Annotated in this window: 17 protein-coding genes; 6 read left to right on the top strand and 11 right to left on the bottom strand. The window is 72.0% G+C overall.

What is annotated here, in order from left to right:
* Positions 1-247: 247 nt before the first annotated feature.
* From ACZ5K7_RS11250 to ACZ5K7_RS11235, 4 genes are read right to left on the bottom strand one after another with little or no spacing between them, the layout of a single operon-like run.
* Positions 248-1,033, bottom strand: coding sequence for a hypothetical protein (locus ACZ5K7_RS11250; protein ID WP_468912565.1), 786 nt, complete (start codon positions 1,031-1,033; stop codon positions 248-250).
* The gene (locus ACZ5K7_RS11245) at positions 1,033-1,941 is read right to left on the bottom strand and encodes an ABC transporter permease (protein ID WP_468912563.1); all 909 of its coding nucleotides are present in this window, start codon (positions 1,939-1,941) and stop codon (positions 1,033-1,035) included. Before ACZ5K7_RS11245 ends, ACZ5K7_RS11250 begins: the two co-directional genes overlap by 1 nt.
* Positions 1,938-2,816, bottom strand: a complete 879-nt coding sequence (locus ACZ5K7_RS11240) for an ABC transporter ATP-binding protein (RefSeq protein WP_468912561.1) — start codon at positions 2,814-2,816, stop codon at positions 1,938-1,940. Before ACZ5K7_RS11240 ends, ACZ5K7_RS11245 begins: the two co-directional genes overlap by 4 nt.
* Complete coding sequence (locus ACZ5K7_RS11235) at positions 2,813-3,220, bottom strand: GntR family transcriptional regulator (protein ID WP_351708872.1); 408 nt, start codon at positions 3,218-3,220, stop codon at positions 2,813-2,815. The genes ACZ5K7_RS11240 and ACZ5K7_RS11235 overlap by 4 nt, the downstream gene beginning before the upstream one ends.
* Before the next feature lie 134 nt (positions 3,221-3,354).
* On the opposite strand from ACZ5K7_RS11235, the gene ACZ5K7_RS11230 reads away from it, so the two are divergent.
* Genes ACZ5K7_RS11230 through ACZ5K7_RS11215 form a run of 4 tightly spaced genes read left to right on the top strand, consistent with a single transcriptional unit; the run spans position 3,355 to position 7,137 of the window.
* The gene (locus ACZ5K7_RS11230; protein WP_351708875.1) at positions 3,355-3,897 is read left to right on the top strand and encodes an RNA polymerase sigma factor; all 543 of its coding nucleotides are present in this window, start codon (positions 3,355-3,357) and stop codon (positions 3,895-3,897) included.
* Positions 3,894-4,703: a zf-HC2 domain-containing protein gene (locus ACZ5K7_RS11225; RefSeq protein WP_468912560.1), complete on the top strand. Its 810-nt coding sequence runs from the start codon at positions 3,894-3,896 to the stop codon at positions 4,701-4,703. Before ACZ5K7_RS11230 ends, ACZ5K7_RS11225 begins: the two co-directional genes overlap by 4 nt.
* Before the next feature lie 38 nt (positions 4,704-4,741).
* Positions 4,742-5,605 (top strand): ABC transporter ATP-binding protein, encoded by an 864-nt coding sequence (locus tag ACZ5K7_RS11220; protein WP_468912559.1) that lies wholly within the window; start codon positions 4,742-4,744, stop codon positions 5,603-5,605.
* Entirely contained in the window at positions 5,602-7,137 is a 1,536-nt protein-coding gene (locus ACZ5K7_RS11215; protein ID WP_468912557.1) for an ABC transporter permease, read from the top strand. The genes ACZ5K7_RS11220 and ACZ5K7_RS11215 overlap by 4 nt, the downstream gene beginning before the upstream one ends.
* A gap of 109 nt (positions 7,138-7,246) precedes the next feature.
* On the opposite strand, the gene mshD is transcribed toward ACZ5K7_RS11215, so the two are convergent.
* The gene (gene mshD, locus ACZ5K7_RS11210; RefSeq protein ID WP_351708886.1) at positions 7,247-8,176 is read right to left on the bottom strand and encodes a mycothiol synthase; all 930 of its coding nucleotides are present in this window, start codon (positions 8,174-8,176) and stop codon (positions 7,247-7,249) included.
* Between the two features lie 168 nt (positions 8,177-8,344).
* Between mshD and ACZ5K7_RS11205 the strand changes: the two genes are divergently transcribed.
* Together ACZ5K7_RS11205 and ACZ5K7_RS11200 are read left to right on the top strand one after the other, a co-directional pair.
* Positions 8,345-10,141, top strand: a complete 1,797-nt coding sequence (locus ACZ5K7_RS11205) for a bifunctional metallophosphatase/5'-nucleotidase (protein WP_468912555.1) — start codon at positions 8,345-8,347, stop codon at positions 10,139-10,141.
* A 704-nt stretch (positions 10,142-10,845) separates the two neighbouring features.
* Positions 10,846-12,633 (top strand): ABC transporter ATP-binding protein, encoded by a 1,788-nt coding sequence (locus tag ACZ5K7_RS11200; protein ID WP_351708895.1) that lies wholly within the window; start codon positions 10,846-10,848, stop codon positions 12,631-12,633.
* Here ACZ5K7_RS11200 and ACZ5K7_RS11195 read toward each other — a convergent pair.
* The 6 genes from ACZ5K7_RS11195 to ACZ5K7_RS11170 all read right to left on the bottom strand — a co-directional run bounded on the left by ACZ5K7_RS11195 (position 12,623) and on the right by ACZ5K7_RS11170 (position 18,140).
* On the bottom strand, positions 12,623-13,342 hold the full coding sequence (locus ACZ5K7_RS11195; RefSeq protein ID WP_468912553.1) for a response regulator transcription factor: 720 nt from the start codon (positions 13,340-13,342) through the stop codon (positions 12,623-12,625). The genes ACZ5K7_RS11200 and ACZ5K7_RS11195 overlap by 11 nt on opposite strands.
* A 202-nt stretch (positions 13,343-13,544) precedes the next feature.
* Positions 13,545-14,282, bottom strand: coding sequence for a PH domain-containing protein (locus ACZ5K7_RS11190; RefSeq protein ID WP_468912551.1), 738 nt, complete (start codon positions 14,280-14,282; stop codon positions 13,545-13,547).
* Between the two features lie 139 nt (positions 14,283-14,421).
* Positions 14,422-15,870, bottom strand: coding sequence for a HAMP domain-containing sensor histidine kinase (locus tag ACZ5K7_RS11185; protein WP_351708904.1), 1,449 nt, complete (start codon positions 15,868-15,870; stop codon positions 14,422-14,424).
* Positions 15,867-16,601, bottom strand: coding sequence for a response regulator transcription factor (locus ACZ5K7_RS11180; protein WP_351708907.1), 735 nt, complete (start codon positions 16,599-16,601; stop codon positions 15,867-15,869). Before ACZ5K7_RS11180 ends, ACZ5K7_RS11185 begins: the two co-directional genes overlap by 4 nt.
* A gap of 118 nt (positions 16,602-16,719) precedes the next feature.
* The gene (locus ACZ5K7_RS11175) at positions 16,720-16,953 is read right to left on the bottom strand and encodes a hypothetical protein (RefSeq protein WP_468912549.1); all 234 of its coding nucleotides are present in this window, start codon (positions 16,951-16,953) and stop codon (positions 16,720-16,722) included.
* A 41-nt stretch (positions 16,954-16,994) separates the two neighbouring features.
* On the bottom strand, positions 16,995-18,140 hold the full coding sequence (locus ACZ5K7_RS11170) for a S1C family serine protease (RefSeq protein WP_351708913.1): 1,146 nt from the start codon (positions 18,138-18,140) through the stop codon (positions 16,995-16,997).
* Positions 18,141-18,319 lie beyond the last annotated feature (179 nt).

The raw sequence follows: 18,319 nt of genomic DNA, 5'->3' as shown, positions 1-18,319 counted from the left end.
CCCCGCGGACCCCTGAAGGGGCGGCGAAGGCTCTGGCACGGCGGGCTTCATTGGCTGAGCGTCGCAAGACAGCCTGAACCAATGGTTACGAAGACATGGCGTATGGGATAGCTGCGGGAGGCTCGCGGACGTCGAAGATCAGGCCGCGGCCGCTTTCGGGATCACGAAAGCGACGTTCGTGTACGACCTTCCCAGGGGTCCCGTACGCCTTTCCGCCGACGGGGGGACGCACGGGTCCGACGGTTCCTCAGGGTGTGCGGTGGCGCAAGAGGGAGAACGCGCCGGCGACGGCCGCCGCGGCCAGGGCGAGCACCATGGCGGTGGCCGTGAGGTGGAGGGCCCAGAAGCCGTGCAGGGGGCCGTCCAGCGGCTTCCACGCCGCGCGCAGGTACAGCCTGACCACCAGGGTCACGGCGGCGGCCACGGCGAGCGCGGGCAGGGTGCGGCGCAGGGCGATCCCGGCGAGCGCGCCGACGGCGAGGCCGAGCAGCAGCAGGGCGGGCAGCAGCGGGCCGCGTGGGATGAAGACGCGGTCGTAGGTCCAGTTGGTGACCAGGGCGGCCCGGTCCGAGGTCCACACCCAGCCGTAGGCCAGCGCCAGCACGCCGCCCCCGGCGAGCAGCGGTACGGCGGCGGCGATCAGCTTCCCCGCCAGCCAGCGGGCCGGGGAGACCGACTGGGTCCAGGCCAGCTTGGCGGTGCCGGACTCCAGCTCCCGGCCGATCAGCGCGGCGCCCGCCCAGGCGGCGACGGCGACACAGGAGTAGCTGAGGGCCTCGCCGAGGAAGTTGAAGAGGTTGTTGGCATCCGTGAACGCCGAGTAGGTGCAGATGGGGAGGTTGCCGTCGGCGGAGTAGCGAAAGCCCAGGCAGGCCTGCTCTGCGGGCACCTCGGAGAAGTGCAGCCAGAGCAGCCAGCCCGTCACCAGCAGCCCGAACGCGGTCCAGACGAGCAGTGCCGGGCGGTGCAGCCGGCGCAGGGAGCGCTGGACGGCCGCGGGGCCGGGGGCGGAGGCGGCGGACAGGGCGGTCATCAGGCGGTCGTCTTTCCGGTCAGGCGGCGCAGCGCCAGGAAGCAGCCCAGGGTCAGCAGGGCCGTGACGGCGAGGAGCAGGGCGGTGGTGGTCAGCTGGAGCGGCCAGTAGTGCGAGGCGGGGTGGTAGTCGCCGTAGGGGACGTCGGCGTGCTTGCCCGTCCGCACCGTCCAGGAGCTGTTGGGGAGGGCGAAGAAGGCCTTTCCGGTGCTGGTCCTCGTCGGCCACAGGAGGGGCATGAGCAGCTGGGCGGCCACCCAGACCGCGCCGGTGAGGAGCAGGCCGAGGCCCAGGGCGGGCAGGGTGCGGCGGGACAGCAGGCCCGCCAGCGCGCCCGCCGCCAGGCCGCACAGGGCCAGGGCGACGAGGGTGGGGCCGTTGGTGTGGAAGGTCCAGACGTCGTACCACTGCTTGGCGGTGTCGATACGGCCGTTGCCCGCGGCCCAGGCCAGGTGGTGCAGCCAGACCAGCAGCGCGGTTCCGGCGGCGACGGCGGCGGCCGGTACCGCGAGCCGGACGGCCAGCCAGCGCACGGGGGTGCTGGACTGGGTCCAGGCCAGCCGGGCGGTGCCGGACTCCAGCTCCTTGCCGAACGCGCCGCCCGCCCAGCCGGCCGCCAGGAGGGGCACCGCGGCCACGGCCAGGGTGGCGTAGGTGTACCAGTCCTTGTAGCGCAGGATCGCGTTCTGGTCGTACGAACAGTTCCGCCAGTCCGTGCAGCTGTCGTACTGGCGCCAGGCCTCGGCCGCCGCGTCGGACAGCGGGCCGTACAGGAGCAGGAGCACGGCGGCGGTCACGAGGACGAGGGCCGCCCAGACGGACAGCGCGGGGCGGTGCAGGCGCAGCAGCCAGCGGGTCAGGCGCGGCCGGCCCGGTGCGGTCGGTGCGGTCAGGGCGATGGTGGTCATACGGCGGCCTCCGCGGCGGTCAGGACCGGGGCTTCGGGGTTGCGGAGATGGGCGAGGACCAGCTCCTCCAGGGAGGGGGCGCCGGTGCGCCAGTCGGCGGGCAGCGGGCCCGCCGGGCGGATCAGGGCGCTGAGCTGCCGTCCGGTGGTCCGGGAGTCCACGACGGTGTGCGGGGTGAGGTCGGCGTCGGCGGTGGCGCCGACCCGGGTGTGGGCGGCCAGCAGGTCGTCGATCTCGCCGGCCAGCCGGACCCGGCCGCCGCCGATCAGCAGCAGGTGGTCGCAGGAGTCCTCCAGTTCGGCGACCACGTGCGAGGACATCGCGATGGTGGTGCCGTGCTGGGCGGCCTCCACCATCAGCAGGGCCATCAGCTCGTGCCGGGCCAGCGGGTCGAGGTCGGCCATCGGCTCGTCCAGGAGCAGCAGTTCGGGCCGCTTGCCGAGCGCCAGGGCGAGCGCGACCCGGGTGCGCTGGCCGCCGGAGAGCGAACGGATACGGGACTTCGGGTCCAGACCGCCGCCGGCCACGACGTGCTCGGCGGCGGCCGTGTCCCAGCGCTCCGGGTTGAGGTCGGCGCCCATCCGGAGCGTCTCGGCGACCGTGAGCTGCGGGTACAGCGGCTTGTCCTGGGCGACGTAACCGACCCGGCCGCGCGCCTCGGCCGGGGTGGCACCGAGGACGGTCAGCTCGCCCTCGGTCGGGCCCAGCAGACCGGCGGCGAGGGCGAGGAGCGTGGACTTGCCCGCCCCGTTGGGGCCCACCACGGCACACACCCGGCCGGCCGGCAGCCGGAAGCTGCACTCGCGCAGCGCCCAGCCCCCGCGCCGGCCGAAGCGCTTGCCGAGCGCGGACGCCGCTATCGCGGTGTCGGTCATGAACTCTCTCCTTGCAGGTGCTTCTCGTGTACGGCGAAGTGTGTTTCGAGTACGGCGGTGAAGAGTGCGGCCACGTCGTCCCGGTCCAGGCCGGCCGCACGGGCCCGGACGGCCCAGTCGTCCAGCTCCCCGTGCAGGGGGGACTCGGCCGGGGCGGTGCCCAGGGCGCGTTTGACGAAGGTGCCGAGGCCGCGCCGGGCCTCCACCAGCCCCTCCCGCTCCAGCTCCCGGTAGGCCTTCAGCACGGTGTTGGGGTTGATCGCGGTGGCCTCGACCACCTCGCGGGCGGTGGGCAGCTTGTCCCCCGGCCGCAGATGGCCCAGCCGCAGGGCCTGCTTGGTCTGCTGGACTATCTGGACGTAGGTGGCGACGCCGGAGCGCCGGTCGATGCGGTACTCGACCACCCGTACAACCACCCTTTCACTAATTGAGTAGTGAAAGGGTGGTGCAAGGGTGGGCCGAAAGTCAATCCCGGAAGATTTCCGAACCGGCCCCGGAGTCCGTGAACCGATCGGCCGGGCTCGTGCGATGAGGAGACGTGAGCGGAACGAGAAGCGACGGGGAGCTGCTGCGGGCGATCGCGGCGGACTCCGACCGGCGCGCCTTCGAGGAGCTGTACCGGCGGTACGCGCCGTGGCTGACCGCGCGGCTGCGCGGCCGGTGCGCGGACCCCGCGGTCGTCGACGACGTCGTGCAGGAGACGTTCCTCGCGGTGTGGCGGGGGACCGCCCGCTACCACGAGGAGGGTGACGCCGCCGGCTGGCTGTGGCGGATCGGTTCGCGGCGGCTGGTGGACGCGCTGCGCGGCGACGGCGCCCGGGGCCGGCTGCGGCAGGCGCTGGCGCGGCTGCGGCACCGGGACGAGGCCTCGGCGGAGGAACGCGTGCTCGCGGGGGTGGAGCACGGGGACCTCGCCGGGGCCCTGGTCCGGCTCTCGCCGGAGCTGCGGGCGGTGCTCCAGGCGACGGTGATCGACGGACTGACCACCCGGGAGGCGGCCGTCCTGCTCGGCATCCCGCCGGGGACGGTCAAGACACGGGCGATGCGGGCCCGTAAGCAGCTGCGGGAGGAGTTGGCATGACCTGGCATGTTGCCGAAGAGGATCTGCGGGCCTACGCGCGCGGCGAGCTGGCGGCGCCGCTGCTGTGGTCGGCCGACGCCCACGTCGGCTCCTGCGCACACTGCCGGGAGGTGCTCGCGGCGGTGTCCGACCCGGTCGCGCTGGACGCCGGCTGGGACCGCCTGGACGCCGAACTGGACGCCCCCCGGCCCGGGTCGGGCGAACGGCTGCTGACCCGCCTCGGTGTCGCCGAGCACACCGCACGGCTGCTCACCGCGACCCCGGTGCTGAGCCGCTCCTGGCTGGCGTCGGTCGTGTTCGTGCTGGCGGCGACGGTCGTGGTGGTGCACGAGGTGGACGCCCCGGCCCTGTTCCTGGCACTGGCCCCGCTGCTCCCGCTGGGCGCGGTGGCGCTGTCGTACGGACCGGTCCTCGACCCCACCCACGAGATCGCCGCGGTCGCCCCGACGCACGGCTTCCGGCTGCTGATGATCCGCACGGTCGCCGCGCTGACCGCCTCCCTCGGCCTCAACTGCCTTGCCGCGCTGGCCCTCCCGGGCTACGGGCTGCTCGCCTTCGGCTGGCTGCTGCCCGCCCTCGCGCTCACCGCGGCCGGTCTCGCGCTCTCCGCCCGGCTGGGCCCGCTGCTGGGCCCCGGCCTGGTCGGCGGCGCCTGGACGCTGCTGATGGCGGTGGCCGCGCTGCACCCCGCGGACACGCCGGTCGCGTTCACGACGGCGGGACAGTCGGTGGCCGCGGCACTGGCCGCGCTGGCGACGTTCCTGCTGCACCAGGCGCGCGACCGCTTCGACGCCAAGCCCTTCTGACCTTCTGACCCGCTGATCCTGATCGCTGGAGCCCTTACGTGAACACCACTGTCTCCGCCGCAGGCCTCACCGTGCGCTACGGCGGCACCCGGGCCCTGGACGGCGTCTCGCTGCGCCTGACGGACGGCGTGACGGGCCTGCTGGGCCCGAACGGCGCCGGCAAGACCACCCTGCTGAAGGTCCTGGCCACGGCCGTACCGCCGGACAGCGGCGGCTTCACCGTCCGCGGCGCGGACCCGTCGGCGCAGGCGGGTCGCCTGGCCGTCCGCCGCACGCTCGGCTACCTGCCCCAGACCCCCGGATTCCACCCGGACTTCACGGCCTTCGAGTTCGTCGACTACGTGGCCGTCCTCAAGGAGCTGACCGGCCGGACCGAACGCCACCACGAGGTACGGCGCGTCCTGGACCAGGTCGGGCTCGCGGACGTACGCGCCCGGCGCATCAAGCGGCTGTCCGGCGGGATGCGCCAGCGGGTCGCTCTGGCGGCGGCCCTCGTCGGGGACCCCGGCTTCCTGGTGCTCGACGAGCCGACCGTCCATCTGGACCCCGAACAGCGCATGCGGTTCCGGGAGTTGATCGCGGAGGCGGGGGAGGGCCGCACGGTGCTGCTCTCCACCCACCAGACCGAGGACGTGGCGATGCTCTGCCATCACGTGATCGTCCTGGCGGGCGGCCGGGTCCGCTTCGACGGCACCCCCGCCGAGCTGACGGCGCGGGCGGCCGGCCGGGTGTGGAGCAGTACGGAACGCGCTCCGGGCGCCCGGGCGGGCTGGCGCACCGGCACCGGCACCTTCCGCAACGTGGGCGACCCGCCGACCGGCGCCGACCTGCTCGAACCGACCCTGGAGGACGGCTACCTGCTCGTCCTCGACGACGAATCCACGGAGGTGGCGGCGGCATGACGACGACGCTCGTGAAGCCGGAGGCGCCGGTGGCGCCCGAGAACAGCCGCCGCAGCGCGTCGGTGCTGGCCCTGGCGCTCTTCGAGGCCCGCCAACTGGCCCTGCAGATACCGATGCTGGTCTTCTCCCTCCTCTATCTCGTCTTCGTCGGCTACGAGTTGTTCGGCCGGGACGAGGGCATGGACGCTTACCCGGTCCTGCACGACGCCGACCGGGCCACCCAGGGCGGCCCGGTGCTGCTCTGCATCGCCCTGCTGGTGTGCGTGAACCGGGCCGCGCTGCTGAACCGGCGGCGCGGCCTGGACGAGCAGTTCTCGGTGCTGGTCATGTCGGTGCCGCGGCGCACGCTGGCGCACGCCCTGTCGGTGGTGCCGTTCGCCGCGGGGGTGGCCCTGGTGGTGGGCGTCCAGTTCGGCTGGGCGGCGCTGCGGCCGGGCGCGGTCGGTCACGGCTCGCTCGCCGAACTGGCCGTCGCCCCGCTGACGGCGCTGCTCTCCGGGGCGGTCGGGGTCCTGCTGGCCCGGGTCCTGCCGTATCCGGCGGTCCCGCTGCTGTTCGTGGTCCTCCTGGCGGTCGTGGCCAGCCTCGTCGGCGGGATCACGGGCGGCACGCACGGCGTCCAGTGGCTCTGGCCGACGGTGATGGAGAACGGCGGCACCCCCGTCCCGGGCGAACTGCTGGGCCGCCCGGCGGGCTGGCACGCGCTGTACCTGACCGGTCTGACGGTGCTGGCGGCGGGCGCCGCGGTGCTGGTGGCGGGCGGCCGGACGCGTGCGCTCAAGGCGGTGACGGCCCTGGCCCTGGCCGCCGCGGTGGCCGGCGTGGCCGGGCAGACCCCGGGCGAGTCCGCCGCGCTGCGGGCCGCGCGCACGGCGGAGGCGGACAGCCCGCAGAAGTTCCAGGTGTGCGTCGAGCGCGACGGCTCCCGGTACTGCGCCTACCCCGACTGGAAGGGCTGGACGGCCGACTGGGCGGGAGTGGTGCGCCGGGTGCGGTCGGAGGCGGGCGGCGACGCGGCGACCGCCCGGCTCACCGTCCGCCAGCGCATCGAGGCGGTCACCGACCTGACCACGGACGCCACCCTGCCGTCCAGTTCGACCCGGGGCACGGTGACGGTCGGCACCCAGTGGGGCGGCAACCGGGTCCCCGAGTTCGCGGTCGGGGTCGCCAGGGTCCTGGTCGCGGGCAGCGAACAGGCGTCCTTCGAGATGTGCGACGCCCGAGCGGTCACGACGATGTGGCTGGCCCTGGCCACCGACCCCACCCCGACGGACACCTTCCGCCACCTCCGCATCGGCGACAGCCTCACCGGCCCGGCCGCGGTCCTCACCCCGGACGGCGGCAGCATGAGCGTCTCGGCCCAGGAGACCCAGGTCGTACGCGAACTGCTCCGCGAACCCCACGACACGATCGCGGCGCGGGTGAAGGCCCACTGGGCGGAGCTGACATCACCGGACACGACGGCGACGGAGGCGGCCCGCCTGCTCGGCGTGACGGCTCCGCAGGGGGCGGACGACTGCGGGGAGGGCTGACCGGGGCCCCCTCTCCGACGGCGCTGCCGGGAGGGCTGACGCGGGTCCCCCTCCCCAGCCTTCCCTGCCGGCCTGGCCCGCCTGGCCTGCCGTCAGCCCTGCCCGCCGCTCACGTCTCCGTCCGGTACATCAGGTCCGTCTCGTGGGTCGTGAAGCCCAGGCGCTCGTAGACCGCCACCGCCGCCGTGTTGTCGGCGTCGACGTAGAGCATCGCCGTCGGCAGGCCCCGGTCGGACAGGTGGCGCAGGCCGATGGTGGTGAGGGACTTGCCGAGACCGCCGCCCTGGGCGGTGGGGGAGACGCCGAGCACGTAGACCTCGCCCAGGCGCTCCTGGTCGTGGACCTTGGTCCAGTGGAAGCCGAGCAGCTCACCGTCCCGCTCCGCCAGGAAGAAGCCGGCCGGGTCGAACCAGGGCTGGGACTTGCGGTCGTCCAGGTCGCGCTGGGTGAGCGAGCCCTGTTCGGGGTGGTGGGCGAAGGCGGCCGCGTTCAGGGCGAGCCAGGCCGTGTCGTCCTGGCCGGGGACGAAGGCGCGGACCGTCACGCCCTCGGGGAGCTTCGGGTCGGGCAAATCCAGGTCCGTCAACGGGCGCCGCAGCTGGCGCAGTTCGCGGAACAGCGTGAGACCGAGGACCTGGGCGAGGTGGCGGGCCGCCGAGTGGCCGCCGTGGGCCCAGACGCGCAGCCGCTTGCCGGAGGCCGCGAGGAGGGCGGAGCCGAGGGCGCGGCCGTGGCCGTGGCCCCGGTGGGCGGGGTGCACGACGAGTTCCGCGGCCGGTGCCTCCACCGGGTCGGTGTCCTCCAGCTGGGCGTAGCCCACGAGTTCGTCGCCGACGGTGAGCAGCAGATGGGAGACGCCCTCGCGGGCGCCGCCGCGGATCTGGATACGGCCCTGCTCGGACACCGGCTGCTGGCCGTCGGTACGGGCCGCCTCCGCCAGCAGCCCCAGCACGGCCTCGGCCTGGTCCGGGGCGAGCGCGGAGTAGGTGTCGATGGAGCGGGAGTACATGGGCGGCCGTGCGGTGTCGTCGCTGGTCATGCGTACGAGGGTACGGGTCCTGACGGACAAAGTGGGGGCAAGGGCGAAGGTAAAGGGCGGGGCAAAAGGCAACCAGGATGTAACCATGAACCCCCTGTTGCGCTACGCGCGTTGATCCTAGGCTGCGCCGGACCGGGCCACTTCTCAGCAGACCCACAGGGGGGTTCCATGCAAGCGAAGTCCAGACCGTCCAGACGCCGTGCGTACGCGCTGCTCGCGTCCGCCGCGACGCTCGCCACCGCCGCCGCGCTGGCGAGCGCGCTGCCCGCCGACGCGCACACCGGCAAGGGGCACGGGCACCACGGCCCCAGCCGCTACCAGGACGTCCAGCTCCTCTCCTTCAACGACCTGCACGGCAACCTGGAGCCGCCGTCCGGCTCCTCCGGCCGGGTCACCGAGACCCAGGCCGACGGGACGACCAAGACGATCGACGCGGGCGGTGTCGAGTACCTCGCAACCCACCTGCGCCAGGCCCGCAAGGGCAACCCGTACTCCGTCACGGCCGCCGGCGGTGACATGGTCGGCGCCTCCCCGCTGATCTCCGGGCTCTTCCACGACGAGCCCACCATCGAGGCGCTCAACAAGCTCGACCTGGACGTGACGACGGTCGGCAACCACGAGTTCGACGAGGGCGCCAGGGAACTCGCGCGCCTCCAGAACGGCGGCTGCCACCCCACCGACGGGTGCTACACCGACAAGAAGTTCAAGGGCGCCGACTTCCCCTACCTGGCCGCCAACGTCCTCGACGACAAGACGGACAAGCCGATCCTGAAGCCGTACTGGGTCTGGAAGAAGAAGGACGTCAAGATCGGCTTCATCGGCGTCACCCTGGAGGGCACGCCCGGCATCGTCTCCGCCGACGGTGTGAAGGGGCTGGCCTTCAAGGACGAGGTCGAGACGATCAACAAGTACGCCAAGGTGCTCCAGCGCCAGGGCGTCCAGTCGATCGTGGCGCTGGTGCACGAGGGCGGCTTCCCGGCCTCGTCCAGCTACAACTACGACTGCGACTCCGCGGGCGCCGGCAGTGGCATCTCCGGGCCGATCGTCGACATCGCGAAGAACGTCACCCCGGCCGTGGACGCGCTGGTCACCGGGCACACGCACACCGCGTACGTCTGCACGATCGACGACCCGGCGGGCAACCCCCGCATGGTCACGTCCGCCGCCTCCTTCGGCCGCCTCTACACCGACACCACGCTGACGTACGACCGCCGCACCGGCGACATCGCGCGGACGGCCGTGAAGTCGGCGAACCACGTGGTCACCCGGGACGTCGCCAAGGCGCCCGACATGACCGCGCTGATCGGCAAGTGGAACACCCTCGCCGCCCCGATCGGCAACCGCGCCATCGGCTACATCTCCGCCGACGTCAACAGCACCGGCACCGAGTCCCCGATGGGCGACCTGATCGCCGACGCCCAGTTCGCGTACGGCAAGGAGCTGGACCCGGAGACCGACCTGGCCCTGATGAACCCGGGCGGGGTGCGGGCCGGACTGACGTACACGGCCAAGGGGAGCGAGGGCGACGGCGTGGTGACCTACGCCGAGGGCTTCACGGTCCAGCCGTTCGCCAACACCGTGAACCTCCAGGACTTCACCGGGGCCCAGGTCATCCAGGTGCTCAAGGAGCAGGTGAGCGGCGGCAACGCGGCCGCGCCGAAGATCCTGCTGCCGTCGAAGAACCTCACTTACACCCTGGACCTGACGAAGACCGGCGCGGACCGGGTCGTCACCGACTCCATCCGCCTCAACGGCACCGCCATCGACCCGGCGGCCACCTACCGCGTCGCCACCAACTCCTTCCTCGCGGGCGGCGGCGACGGCTTCACCACCCTCGGCCAGGGCACCGGGGACGTCGTCGGCACCGACGACCTGTCGGCGCTGGCGGAGTACCTGACGGCCAACTCCTCGGCCACGGCCCCGATCGCACCGCCGGCCGCGGACCGGATCACGATCGTGCAGTAGCCACCCCACACCAGCCCTCGGGCCCGGTGCGCGCACCCGCGTGCACCGGGCCCGTTCTGTTTTATAAAACCTGTGTGAAGCGGTGTTTGGTTCCACGTTGCTCCTGAAAATTCATCTCAGCCGCAATTCATCGAGGTCTAAGTGAAAATGGCTTTCTTCGGCTCGCGGATCACGTAATGTTTTCCATGTCGAAAGCGAACGGCGCAGACGACAGAACGAAGGAGAACAGCATGAGCTTCCACAAGATCGCCCCGGTCAAGAAGCACCACAAGCCCGCTCCGGCCCCCAAGAAGCCCGCGCCGAAGAAGCCGGAGCCGAAGCGCCGCCCGGTCGGCGACCAGCGCTGACAAAGAATTTACAGACGTAATTCAAATCAATTCACAGGTCATTGCAGCAGGGCGGTAGAGGAACTGTTGCAGAACCACGACAGAGGCCCCGGCAGAGGCCACGACAGAGAGGAACAGCATCATGAGCTTCCACAAGATCGTCCCCGTCAAGAAGAACCACAAGCCGGCCCCGGCCCCCAAGAAGCCCGCGCCGAAGAAGCCGGCCCCCAAGCGTCGCCCGGTCGGCGACCAGCACTGAGGCACGCGGCGAGGCGGGGTCACCGGTCAAGCGTGGTCGCAACCGGTGGCCCCGCCCGGCCATGTCCGCCCGGACTGGCCCGGTCCCCCCACCGATACCCCTGAAGGGAGTTGTCGACCATGAGAGAAGCCCGGCTGGCCTTCCGCCGCTTCTGGCCGCTGACCCGCGGCGACCGCAGATGGCTCGGCGCGATCATCGCCTGCGTGGTGGTGTCCGCGCTCGCCGAGACCGCCGCGATCCTGCTCTTCGCCGACCTCACCGACAACGCCCTCAAGGCCGGTTCGCTCTCCGCCTTCTGGGGTCCGGCCGGCGCCTGGCTCCTGGTCGCCGCGGTGGGCGCGTTCGTCGGCTACCTCGGCAACTCGCTGGCCACCTGGACCGCCGAGCGATTCGTGCTCCGGCTGCGCGCCAAGGTCTTCCGGCACGTCCAGGACCTGCCCCCGCACTTCTTCCAGCGGCACCGCCAGGGCGACCTGGTGGAGCGCCTCACCGGTGACGTCGAGGCCATCGAGCAGATGGTCGTCTCGGGTGTCGTCGGCACCGTCGCCGCCGCCTTCTCCGCCGTCTTCTACGCGGCCGCCGCCTTCTGGCTGCGCTGGGACCTGGCCCTGGTCACCTTCGTCCTCGCACCCCTGTTCCTGTTCGCCGCCCGCCGCTTCTCCGGCCGGATCAGAACCGCCTCCCAGGACGAGCGGGTCGCCGACGGCGCCATCACCTCCGTGGTCGAGGAGTCCCTGGGCAACGTCGTCCTCACCCAGGCGTACAACCGCCGCCGGGACGAGGAGAAGCGCCTCGACGTCGAGGCCCGCGCCTGGATGCGGGCGAGCGTGCGCGGGGCCCGGCTCAGCGAGATGTACGCGCAGTTCGTCGAGGTCGTCGAGACCCTCTGTGTGCTCGCCGTGATCGGCCTGGGCGTCTGGGAGATCTCCGCCGGCCGCATGACCCTCGGCCAGCTCCTCGCCTTCGCCGCCTTCCTCGGCTACCTCTATCCGCCGATCCGCAACCTCGGCCAGCTCGGCCTCACCCTCACCGCGGCCACCGCGGGCGCGGAGCGCATCGGCGAGATCCTGGACGCCGAACCCGCCGTCACCGACCCCGCCCGGCCGGTCGGCCTCTGGCCGGTGCGCGGCTGGGTCAGCTTCCACAACGTCTCCTTCCGCTACCCGGAGTCCCGCCGCGCCTCCCTCCGCGACGTCGACTTCGCGGCAGGACCCGGCGAACTGGTCCTGGTCACCGGCAAGAGCGGCGCCGGCAAGTCCACCCTCTCCAAGCTCCTCACCCGCTTCTACGACCCCTCGGCCGGCGTGATCTGCCTGGACGGCGTCCCGCTCACCGACGTACCCCTGGAGTTCCTCCGCGAGAACGTCGCCCTGCTCCCGCAGCAGACCCTGATCCTCAACGGCACGGTCCGCGAGAACATCGGGTGCGGACGGCCGGGCGCGACCGACACGGAGATCGAGCAGGCGGCCCGGGACGCCGCCGCCCACGACTTCGTCGCCGCGCTCCCCGAGGGCTACGACACCCACATCGCCCCCGGCACGGCCGCCCTCTCCGGCGGTCAGCTCCAGCGGATCGCCATCGCCCGCGCGATGCTGCGCGCCGCCCCGGTCCTCGTCCTCGACGAGCCGACGGCCGGCCTCGACGCGATCGCCGCCCGCCAGGTGGTGACCCCGCTGCGCAGGCTGATGGCGGGCCGTACGACCATCATGATCACGCACGACCTCACCCTCGCCCCCGACGCCGACCGCATCCTGGTCGTCGACCACGGCCGCCTGGTGGAGGCGGGCACGCACGCCGAACTCCTCGCCCGCAACGGCGCCTACGCCGCCCTGGCCCATCCGCTCCCCGAGGCCATCGCGGCGGCACCGGCGACGGCCCCGGACGAGACGATGATCCTCAGGTGGTAGCAGCGCTCCTGAGCGTGTACCCCGTCCCGCGCACGGTGTGGATGAGCCGCGGTTCGCCGCGGCTCTCCAGTTTCCGCCGCAGGTACATGATGTAGACGTCCAGCGTGTTGGAGGCCGGCTCGAACTCGAACCCCCACACGTCCCGCAGGATCCGCTCCCGGCTGAGCACCCGCCCCGGGTGCCGCAGCAGGAACTCCAGCAGCGCGTACTCGGTCCTGGTCAGATCCAGCGCCCGGTCCCCGCGGCGCACGGTCCGGCTCCGCTGATCCATCGAGACGTCGTCATGGGCGAGGAACCGGTTCCCGGCCGGCACCGTCTCCCGCCGCGGACTGCGCCGCAGCAACGCCCTTACCCGGGCGAGGAGTTCCTCGGGTGCGAAGGGCTTGGCCAGATATCCGTCCGCGCCGTTGTCGAGGGCGACGATGCGGTCCCCCACCGCGTTCCGCCCGGTGATCATCAGAATCGGCACGGTGGACCCGGAGGCCCGGATCCGCCGGGTGGCCGCCAGCCCGTCCAGCTCCGGCATCTCGACGTCCATCAGCACCAGGTCCGGCTCGCACTCCGGGGCCCCGAGGAGATCGAGGGCCACTCTGCCGTCCCCGGCGAGGAGCGTCTCGTACCCCTCGAACCTGAGCAGCCGGCCGATCCCGTCCCGCACGGCCGCGTCGTCGTCGGCCAGCAAAATCTTCCTCGCCAGTTGACTCGCCATCCGACAAAAGTGTGACGAGGCGCTGTGACGGGGCTGGGGGTGGGATGTGGATGGGCTACGGCTGCCGGGCGGGCGGTCACAGCGGGTTCAGGGCGAACACGGCCGCGATGATCAGTGCCACGGTTGCCAGGGTCGTCACCCTGATCCACGTCTTGCGAACCGGTGCGCGGCTGAGGAGAGGATAGGACCGCTCGCTGTGGCGTCAGTCGGGCAGCCGGTGCAGGGAACGCGGCGGCCGGGTGCTCCAGTACCACTGGAGTACGAGGCTCAGCGCGACGCCCGAGGCCAGCGGCACGCACACGATCAGCAGGAAGGGATGGTCCGCCCCGTCCGTGAGCACCAGCGCCAGGGAGACCACGAACATCACCACCATCATGGCGACGGCTCCGTACGTGCCCCACAACCGCGCCTTGCGCCGTACGGCTCCCCGCAGGATCCGCTCCTCGACGTCCGGACGACGCTGCCAGCCGAGGCTGCGCTGCGGGTCGGCGGCCAGGCACAGCTCCGAGACCTCGGCGTAGGGGTCGGCCAGCTGCCAGTCGTCGAGGTACCGGAGCAGGAAGCGGCGGCCGTCGAAGTCGTACAGGTAGGTGAGCCACTGGGGACCGTCCCGGCCGGAGCCTGGCGGGACCGGCTCGACCCGGATGTCGTACACCTCGGACCAGGCCCAGGTACGGGTCCGCAGCGGTCCCCGCGCGGTGATTCCGGCGCTCGTGACCCTGGTGTACGCCCGGTACTGCTCCAGCAGGACCCGCGCCAGTGTCACGGCGATCAGCAGCATGATGAACGGCGGCCCCCACCAGTGCCGGTCGCCGTCGTCGCCGAAGAAACGGCCGGTCTGCAGGAGGGCGTTGAGCAGCACCGCCCCCAGCAGGAAGAAGTACGACCCGGGCGGTCTTCGCCGCTTCCGGTACTCCCTTTCGAACCCGCCCTCGTCCATCTCCCGAGCCCCTCCCCAGACGCACCGAACGAGTGCGCGACTGGGGAGAGGATAGGCCGCCTCGTTGTGCGGTCCCCGTGCAGGCCGGGAAGGGGGTGCGGGGGGTGGGTCGGGTCCGCGGTCGGGGGTGTCCGAGGATCTACACGTCTCCCGACTCGGGTGGCGGTGTCGGTGCCCCCGGCAGACGCACGGTTGCCACCGTGCCGCCGCCGTTCGCGCGGGCCAGGGTGACGTCGCCGCCCGCCTGCTGGACGGTGCGGGCCACGATGGAGAGGCCGAGGCCGGAGCCGGGGAGGGCACGGGCGGACGGTGAACGCCAGAAGCGGTCGAAGACGTGGGGGAGTTCGTCCTCGGGGATGCCGGGGCCGTGGTCGCGGACCGTGAGGACGCCGCGGTCCAGGGCGACGTCGATCGTGCCGCCCTCGGGGCTGAACTTCACCGCGTTGTCGAGGAGGTTGACGATCGCGCGTTCCAGGGCGGAGGGCTCGGCGCGTACGAACCACGGCCGTACGTCCGCCGTGATCTTCAGCTCCGGGCCGCGCAGCTGGGCGCGACGCAGGGCCGCCTCGACCGTGTCCTGGAGGGCGACTACCTGGACGCGTTCGCCGCGCTGGCCCTCCGACCGGGACAGCTCCTGGAGGTCGCCGATCAGCGACGCCAGCTCCGTCATCTGCGCCTTCACCGAGGCGAGCAGCGCCTTGCGGTCGGCCGGGGGGATCGGGCGGCCCGTCTCCTCGCTGCGGGTGAGGAGCTCGATGTTCGTGCGGAGGGAGGTGAGGGGGGTGCGAAGCTCGTGGCCGGCGTCGGCGATGAGCTGTTGCTGGAGCTCTCGGGAGTTCGCCAGGGAGCTGGTCATGCTGTTGAAGGAGCGGGACAGACGGGCGATCTCGTCGTCCGACTCGTCCTCCACCGGGATGCGGATGCTCAGGTCCTCGGTGCGGGCGACGTGTTCGACGGCTTCGGTGAGCTCGTCGACGGGGCGGAGACCGGCGCGGGCGACCGCGAGGCCGGCGGCTCCGGCGCCGATGACTCCGATGCCGGAGACGAGCAGGAGGATCAGGGCGAGGTCTTTGAGGGTGTCCTGGGTGCTCTTCAGGGGAACGGCGGTGATCAGCCCGACGTAGGAACCGCTCTCGGTGGGGAACACCTGGGTCATCACGCGCAGCGGGTTGCCGTCCTTGTCGGTGCCGTTGCGGAAGTAGAGGGTCCCGGTGCTCCCGGCCTTGATGACGTCCTTGTCGGTCTGAGCGACCTTGATCACGCCCGTGGAGTCATGGTCGAGGCAGATCGAGCCGTCGGCCTTGACCACTTGGCCGTAGCTGATCCGAAGGCCGTTGGAGTCCGCAACCGTCGGGGAGCAGTCGAAGAGGATCCGCTGGGCGACGGCCACTTGCGCCTGGGTTGCGTTTTGCACCGGTCCGCGTACCTTCTGCAGGTCCGCCTCCAACTGGCCGTACAGCTTCCCCTGCACGATGAACCAGCAGGTCACCGAGACCGCCGCCACCGCGAACGCCACCGCTGCCGCGACCAGCATCGACAGACGGGCGCGGATCGGGAGGGTGCGGAAGCGGCGGGCGAGCCTGTTCACTCCGCGCCGCCCTGGCGCAGGACGTACCCGACGCCGCGCACGGTGTGGACGAGGCGGGGTTCGCCGCCCGCCTCGGTCTTGCGGCGGAGGTACATGACGTAGACGTCGAGGGAGTTGGAGGAGGGCTCGAAGTCGAAGCCCCAGACGGCCTTGAGGATCTGCTCGCGGGTGAGGACCTGGCGTGGGTGGGCCATGAACATCTCCAGGAGCGTGAACTCGGTGCGGGTCAGCTCCACCTGGCGGCCGGCCCGGGTGACCTCGCGTGTCGCCAGGTCCATGCGCAGGTCGGCGAAGGTGAGCGCCTCGTCCTCCGAGCCCCCGTCGGTCACCGTGCCCGTGTAGGAGCTGCGGCGCAGCAGGGCACGGATGCGGGCGAAGAGTTCGTCGAGTTCGAACGGCTTGACCAGGTAGTCGTCGGCCCCGGCGTCGAGGCCGGTGACGCGGTCGCCGACCGTGTCGCGGGCCGTCAGCATCAGGATCGGGGTCGTGTCGCCCGCCCCGCGGATGCGGCGGGCCGCGGTCATGCCGTCCATCCGTGGCATCTGGATGTCGAGGACGATCAGGTCCGGCTTGTAGGCCGTGGCCTTCTCCAGCGCGTCCGCCCCGTCGACCGCGACCTCGGTCTCGTACCCCTCGAAGGCCAGGCTGCGCTGGAGGGCTTCGCGTACGGCCGGCTCGTCGTCGACGATCAGGATGCGCTGGGGGTCACGGTCGCCTTCGGCGGGGCTCATCGCTCGCGGTTCCTCGGGGTGTGATGGATCGGGGTGCGGTAGTTCGTGGTGGGACGCCTCTCAGCCTCGCATGTTTCCGGGCTGTCGGGTATGCGTGCTGGTGGGGTGGAACACACCCCTAGCCGCGTACCAGGGTCATCCGGCTCAGCGGCACCTTGCGCTGGTGCGGGCGGGCCGCGGACATGCGCAGCCCCATCAGCTCAGGGGCCGGCGCGACCTCCGGGGCGCGCGGGGCCGGGGCCGGGGCCACCGCCGCCTCGGTCGGTGCGTGGAGTTCGTACGCCACGTCGAGGGCCAGACCGAGAGAGGCCGGGCTGGTGCCGGTCGTCTTGTGCGAAACCTGCTTGATCATGACGTACTCCCTTGCGCTCGGTGTGCTCGTGGTGCCGTGCTTCAGCTGGTGGAGCCCGCCCGCAGCTTGGCCAGGTCGGACTTGACGGTGTTGATCGGGATGGCGAAGCCGAGGCCGACGCTGCCCGCGTCCGAGGAGGACGACGAGGAGTCCGAACTGGCCGAGTACATCGCCGAGTTGATGCCGATGATGTCGCCACTGGCGTCGATCAGCGCGCCGCCGGAGTTGCCGGGGTTCAGCGAGGCGTCGGTCTGGATCGCCTTGTAGGTCGTCGTCGACGAGCCGGTGTCGCCGTTGAACTGCTGGCCGCCGAAGGAGAACGGCCACTGGCCGTTGCCGCCGCCCTGGCTCTGCTGGTCCTGGCCCTCGTCGGTGGAGACGGTCACGTCCCGGTTGAGCGAGGAGACGATGCCGCTGGTGACGGTGCCGCTGAGGCCCTCGGGGGAGCCGATCGCGACGACCGTGTCGCCGACCTGGACGCCGTCGGAGTTGCCGAGGGTGGCGGGCTGAAGGCCGGACGCGTCCTGGAGCTTGACGAGGGCGAGGTCCTTGGCACTGTCGGTGCCGACGACCTCGGCGGTGTAGGACTTGCCGGTGCTGGTCGTCGCCTTGATCGACTGGGCGCCGGAGATCACGTGGTTGTTGGTGACGATCTCGCCGTTGCTGCTGATGACGACGCCGGAGCCGGTGGAGGTGCCGTTGCTGAGGGTGGCGGTGATCTCGACGACGCTCGGGCTGACGGCGGCGGCGATCGTGGCGACGTCGCCCTTCTTGCTGGAGGGCACCACGCTGGTGGTGGTGGAGCTGGAGACGACGTCGTTCTTGCCGGTCAGCTCCTGGAAGGCGTACGCCGTGCCGCCGCCGACGGCCGCCGCGACGATCGCGACCGCGGCGAGCAGGGCTATCGGGCCCCGACTGCGCTTCTGCTTCGCGTGGGCCGAGTGCTCCGGGTGCTCCGCCGTGTGCAGCGGCGGCTCCGCCGAGTACTCCGGGAGCTGCGCGGTCTCCGGCCCCATAGTGACCTGCGGGGCGGCCTGCTGCATCGGCTGGTGGGCCGGCGGGGGCGGCCACTCCGGGTTCACGGGGGTGGAGGCGTGCTGCTGCTGGGGGTACGCGCCCTGGTAGGCGTCACCCTGGGGACCCTGGGGGTTCTCGTACTCGCCGCTGCGGCGGAGGCTCTCGGTCATGACAAGTAGCTTGTCCCGTGACCATGAGAGCTACCTGAGGGCCCGCTGAGAACGCCGCGAGAAGCGCGTTTGCCCGATATAAGGAACCTTCTCGCAGGTCGGGCGGGGTTCTCATGAACCGTTCATGAAGGGTTTCCTGTGGGGCCTGTGGGGCCTTGTGGCTCCTACGGCCGCGGCCC

It is taken from the genome of Streptomyces sp. NPDC031497, assembly GCF_055580905.1.
Note: the sequence above shows the minus strand (reverse complement) of the source record. Positions and strands in the feature narration are given on the sequence as shown.

Coding starts and splice junctions, on each gene's coding strand:
- ACZ5K7_RS11175 (WP_468912549.1), bottom strand. CDS start 16,953: ATGATCAAGCAGGTTTCGCACAAGACGACCGGCACCAGCCCGGCCTCT.
- ACZ5K7_RS11170 (WP_351708913.1), bottom strand. CDS start 18,140: ATGACCGAGAGCCTCCGCCGCAGCGGCGAGTACGAGAACCCCCAGGGT.
- ACZ5K7_RS11215 (WP_468912557.1), top strand. CDS start 5,602: ATGACGACGACGCTCGTGAAGCCGGAGGCGCCGGTGGCGCCCGAGAAC.
- ACZ5K7_RS11245 (WP_468912563.1), bottom strand. CDS start 1,941: ATGACCACCATCGCCCTGACCGCACCGACCGCACCGGGCCGGCCGCGC.
- ACZ5K7_RS11200 (WP_351708895.1), top strand. CDS start 10,846: ATGAGAGAAGCCCGGCTGGCCTTCCGCCGCTTCTGGCCGCTGACCCGC.
- mshD (WP_351708886.1), bottom strand. CDS start 8,176: ATGACCAGCGACGACACCGCACGGCCGCCCATGTACTCCCGCTCCATC.
- ACZ5K7_RS11205 (WP_468912555.1), top strand. CDS start 8,345: ATGCAAGCGAAGTCCAGACCGTCCAGACGCCGTGCGTACGCGCTGCTC.
- ACZ5K7_RS11250 (WP_468912565.1), bottom strand. CDS start 1,033: ATGACCGCCCTGTCCGCCGCCTCCGCCCCCGGCCCCGCGGCCGTCCAG.
- ACZ5K7_RS11190 (WP_468912551.1), bottom strand. CDS start 14,282: ATGGACGAGGGCGGGTTCGAAAGGGAGTACCGGAAGCGGCGAAGACCG.
- ACZ5K7_RS11240 (WP_468912561.1), bottom strand. CDS start 2,816: ATGACCGACACCGCGATAGCGGCGTCCGCGCTCGGCAAGCGCTTCGGC.
- ACZ5K7_RS11195 (WP_468912553.1), bottom strand. CDS start 13,342: ATGGCGAGTCAACTGGCGAGGAAGATTTTGCTGGCCGACGACGACGCG.
- ACZ5K7_RS11225 (WP_468912560.1), top strand. CDS start 3,894: ATGACCTGGCATGTTGCCGAAGAGGATCTGCGGGCCTACGCGCGCGGC.
- ACZ5K7_RS11180 (WP_351708907.1), bottom strand. CDS start 16,601: ATGAGCCCCGCCGAAGGCGACCGTGACCCCCAGCGCATCCTGATCGTC.